The following is a 4745-nucleotide window of genomic DNA, read 5'->3' on the forward strand; positions in this document are numbered from 1 at the left end:
CCCGGCGGTTCCGGCGAATGAAGACCTTGGGCCGCCCGGGCCCCGCGCCGATAAGACCCTGAGTGACGCAGGCGAGTGCCTGCAACAGGGGTTGTGGTGGACAAGGTTTCGACGACGGCGCCGGGGCGCCCGCAAGCCGCACGCATGGTGCGGTGGATGATGATCACGGTGGCGGCCGCTGCGGTCGCCGCCTGCGGCGGCGGTGGAGGCGGTGGCGGCGGCAGCGTGGCCGTGGGCGCCAACAGCCCGCCCGGGGCCACCGCCGACAGCGGCAGCCCGGCCACCGGCAGCCCGGCGCCGGCGCCGGCCCCGGCGACCGAGGGCGGTGCCACGCCCGCACCGGCCCCCTCGGCGCCCGCACCCGCACCCGCCGCCGACCCGTCGCTGGCCACCGCCAGCACCCGGGCCGAGGCGCAGCGCTTCCTCGACCAGGCCAGTTTCGGCGCCACCGCGGCCGAGATCGACCGCGTGATGGCGATGGGATATGCCGCCTGGATCGACGACCAGTTCAGCCGTGAAGGCGGCTCGCTGCGCGCCAACTGGGACGCGGCCAATGCCGCCGTGCAGGCGGCCGACGCCACCAAGTCGGCCGGCCAGCGCGAGGTGCTCGACGCCTTCTACCGCGAAGCCGTGACCGGCGATGCCCAGCTGCGCATGCGCGTGGGCTTCGCGCTGTCGGAGATCTTCGTCGTCTCGTTCCAGAACGACAGCCTGGCCAACAACGGCCGCGCGATGGCCGGCTACCTCGACATGCTGCGCGGCAACGCCTTCGGCAGCTACCGCCAGCTGCTGGAAGGCGTGGCACTGCACCCGGCGATGGGCATGTTCCTCTCGCACATGCGCAACCAGAAGGAAAACACCACCGCCGGCCGCGTGCCCGACGAGAACTTCGCGCGTGAGGTGATGCAGCTGTTTTCCATCGGCCTGTACCAGCTCAATGCCGACGGCAGCCGCAAGCTCGACGCCAGCGGCGCGCCGATCGCCACCTACAGCCACGACGACATCGCCGGGCTGGCCAAGGTGTTCACCGGCTTCAGCTATGCCGGGCCGGACACCCACAACAACCGCTTCTGGGGCGCCACCGGCTACCAGGATGCCGACCGCATGTGGAAGCCGATGCAGGGCTATCCGCAGTTCCATTCCACCAGCGAGAAACGTTTCCTCGGCACCGTGGTGCCGGCCCAGGGCACCGCGCAGCCGATGGTCAGCCTGAAGGCCGCGCTGGACACGCTGGCCGCGCACCCCAACGTGGGCCCCTTCATCGGTCGCCAGCTGATCCAGCGGCTGGTCACCAGCCACCCCAGCCCGGCCTATGTGGCGCGGGTGTCGGCGGCCTTTGCCGGCTCGGGCGGCGACCTCAAGACCACCGTCAAGGCGGTGCTGCTGGATGCGGAAGCCCGCAGCCCCAGCGCCGCCCGCGACCCCGCCTTCGGCAAGCTGCGCGAACCCGTGCTGCGGCTGACGGCCACGCTGCGCGCCTTCGGCGCCACGTCCGATTCGGGCAGCTGGCTCATCAGCAACACCGACGACGCGGCCACCGCGCTGGGCCAGACGCCGCTGCGTTCGCCCTCGGTCTTCAACTTCTTCCGCCCGGGCTATGTGGCGCCGGGCACGCTGTCGGGCGCTGCCGGCCTGACCACGCCCGAGCTGCAGCTGACGCATGAAACCTCGGTGGCCGGCTATGCCAACTACATGCGTGGCGGCCTGCAATCGGGCTGGGGCATGAACGGCCTGGACGGCAAGGCAACACGCCGCGACGTGCAGCTGGACTTCAGCGGCGACGACGCGGTGGCCGACCAGCCCGAAGCGCTGGTGGACCGCGCCGCCACCCGCCTGCTGGGCAGCGTGGCACCGGCCGCGCTGCGTGGCGAGTTGATCACCGCGGTGCAGTCGGTGGCCATTCCCACCGCCCGCACCGATGGCAGCAATGCCGCGCAGATCGCCAGCGCCCGCCGCAACCGGTCGCTGATCGCCAGCTTCCTGGTGCTGGTGTCCCCCGAATTCCTCGTGCAGAAATGACCATGGACCGCTCCGTCAACGCTTCGCGCCGCGCCTTTTTGCAACGGGCTGCCGCGCTGTCCTCCCTGGGCGCCGCCGCCACGCCGCTGGCCCTCAACCTGGCCGCGATGGGCCAGGCCAGCGCGCAGACCGCCGGCGACTACAAGGCGATGGTGTGCATCTTCCTGAACGGCGGCAACGACGCCTTCAACATGGTGCTGCCCACCGACGCCGCCAGCTGGCAGGCTTACACCACGGTGCGCAACCAGGCACCTGACCCCATCAACCTGCGCGCGGCCGGCACCGCGCCGGTGGCCACCGCGGCCATCGGCTCGCCCGACCGGCTGGGCGGCGTGCTGCCCCTCGACCCGGTAAACAACCAGGGCCGCAGCTTTGCGCTGCACCCGGTGATGACCGGCGCCCGCGACCTGTTCGCGGCCGGCCGCCTGGCGGTGCTGCCCAACATCGGCCCGCTGGTGCGGCCGATGAGCAAGACCGACTACGGCAACGCCGCCTTCCCGCGGCCGGCCAGCCTGTTCTCGCACAACGACCAGCTGGCCGCCTGGCAGACGCTGGGCGCCGAAGGCAGCACCGCCGGCTGGGGCGGCCGCATGGGCGACCTGCTGATGGCGGGCAACAGCGGCGCCACGTTCACCAGCATCTCCGCCGCCGGCAGCGCCGTGTGGCTGGCCGGCCGCAGCGTGCTGCAGTACCAGCTGTCGGCCAGCAGCGGCGCGGTGCGCATCGGCGGGCAGGGTGCCACCGCGCTGTACAACTCGCCGGTGGCCATGAACAGCATGCGCAACGTGATGCGCAATGCCCGCAGCAACGACCTGCTGGCGCGCGACCTGGCGGCGGTGGTGGGCCGCTCCATCGATGCCGAGCAGCTGGTGTCCGCCGCGCTGCCCGGCGCCAACCAGGCGCCGTACGAGGCCACGGGCAGCAACGCCGGGCTGAGCAGCTCGCTGCTGTGGTACGACACCATGGCCGGCACCCGCGCCCTCAACCCGCTGGCGCAGCAGCTGCAGGTGGTGGCCCGCATGATGGCCGCGCGCGATGCGCTGGGCGTGCGGCGGCAGGTGTTCTTCGTGAACCTGGGCGGCTTCGACACCCATGATGCGCAGAACCGCTCGCAGGCCGAATTGCTGGCGCGGCTGTCGCACGCGATGGCCTACTTCGACGGCGTGCTGGGCGCGATGGGCCTGCGCGAAAGCGTCACCAGCTTCACCGCCAGCGACTTTGGCCGCACCTTCACCAGCAATGGCGACGGCACAGACCACGGCTGGGGTGCGCACCACTTCGTGTTCGGCGGCGCGGTGCGCGGCCGCGACCTCTACGGCAGCTTCCCGCAACTGGGCCTGCCCGACGGCCGCGGCGGCTTCAACAGCCCCGACCAGATCAGCAACGGCGCGCTGCTGCCCACCACCTCGGTGGAACAGCTGGGCGCCACGCTGGGCCGCTGGTTCGGCCTCAGCGACGGCCAGCTGATCGACCTGTTCCCGAACCTGCTGAACTTCGACGCCAGCCGGCGGAACCTCGGCTTCATGAGTTGATGTAGCCCCCAAGCTCGCTGCGCTCGCGCCCCCCCCGAGGGGGAGCTCAGTCCCTTGGGGCGGCCCGGCGGGACTGAAGCCCGCCAAGCGGGTCAGTTCAGCTGCAAGGCATTGGTCAGGTCGCCCATGGCCTGGCTGCCGTTGGCCTTGAGCGCGGCATCGCGGGTGGTCAGGCCGGGCAGGGTGTCCAGGCCGAAGGTGCGGGTGATCAGCCGCAGCACCGAGCCGGTGTCGTACGGCGTGTGGTCCACCGTGCCCTTCCTGGCCAGCGGCGAGATCACCAGCGCCGGAATGCGGGTGCCCGGGCCCAGCAGGTCGCCCTTGGGCGGGGCCACGTGGTCCCAGGTGCCGCCGAATTCGTCGTAGGTCACCACGATCACCATGTTGTTCCACTGCGGGCTGGCCTGCAGCTTGGCAATCAGGTCGGCGATCTTCTGGTCGGCGTCTGCGATGTTGGCGTAGCCGGGGTGCTGGTTGTACAGCCCCTCCGGCTTGTAGAAGCTCACCGCGGGCAAGGTGCCGGCGGCGGCATCGGCCACCAGGTCGGTGTAGTCCTTGAGATGGCTGCTGCGGTAGGCGGCGCCGGTCACGGGGTCGGCCTTGGCGTAGTAGTTGAAGGGCTGGTGGTGCGGCTGGAAGTCGACGTTGGCGGTGGTGGCCACGCCGTAGCTGTTGCCGGCGTAGATCACCGAGCGCGTGGTGGCCGCATCCTGCATGCCATCCTTGAGCGCGCTGTTCCACGCGCCGCCGTACCACTTCCAGCTCACGTTGCGGGCATCCAGCAGGTCGCCGATGGTGGCGGCCGTCTGTGGCGGCAGCGTGGTGGGCTTGCCGGCGTTGGCGTACAGCGCGTTGTTGCCGCTCACGTCGGCCGGCGCGTTGCCGCTGGGCTGGTAGGGCGGCTGCATGGTGTTGACCGCGTAGAACTTGCCATCGCCGAAGTAGTTGGCCGGCGTGATGTTGCCGCTGAGCACATAGCTGGGCGGGCCGTCCAGCGCCGAGGCCGGGCTGGTGGGCTTGGTGGTCAGCGTGGGGGTGTACTTGCCGTTGGTGTCCTTGTTGAGCACCGCGATGGTGGGCGCCGCGGCCGCGGTGTCGGCGCCCGGATACTCGGGCGCGCAGGCGCAGATCAGGTACTGGTGGTTCAAGAACGAGCCGCCGAATGCACCCTGGAAGAAGTTGTCGGCCAGCACG

General features: G+C 71.0%; 3 protein-coding genes. 2 read left to right on the plus strand and 1 reads right to left on the minus strand.

The window, feature by feature from the left end; all coding sequences use genetic code 11:
* Window positions 1-156: 156 nt before the first annotated feature.
* A complete protein-coding gene (locus ABNT58_RS08170; RefSeq protein WP_348753005.1) occupies window positions 157-2019 on the plus strand; it encodes a DUF1800 domain-containing protein in 1863 nt (620 codons plus the stop codon).
* Window positions 2020-2021: 2 nt separating this feature from the next.
* Entirely contained in the window at window positions 2022-3551 is a 1530-nt protein-coding gene (locus ABNT58_RS08175) for a DUF1501 domain-containing protein (protein ID WP_348753006.1), read from the plus strand.
* Window positions 3552-3643: 92 nt separating this feature from the next.
* On the opposite strand, the gene acpA is transcribed toward ABNT58_RS08175, so the two are convergent.
* On the minus strand, window positions 3644-4745 hold a 1102-nt coding region (acpA, locus tag ABNT58_RS08180; RefSeq protein WP_348753007.1), incomplete at its 5' end, for an acid phosphatase.

It is taken from the genome of uncultured Aquincola sp. (assembly GCF_964001545.1).
Taxonomy (GTDB): Bacteria; Pseudomonadota; Gammaproteobacteria; order Burkholderiales; family Burkholderiaceae_C; genus Aquincola.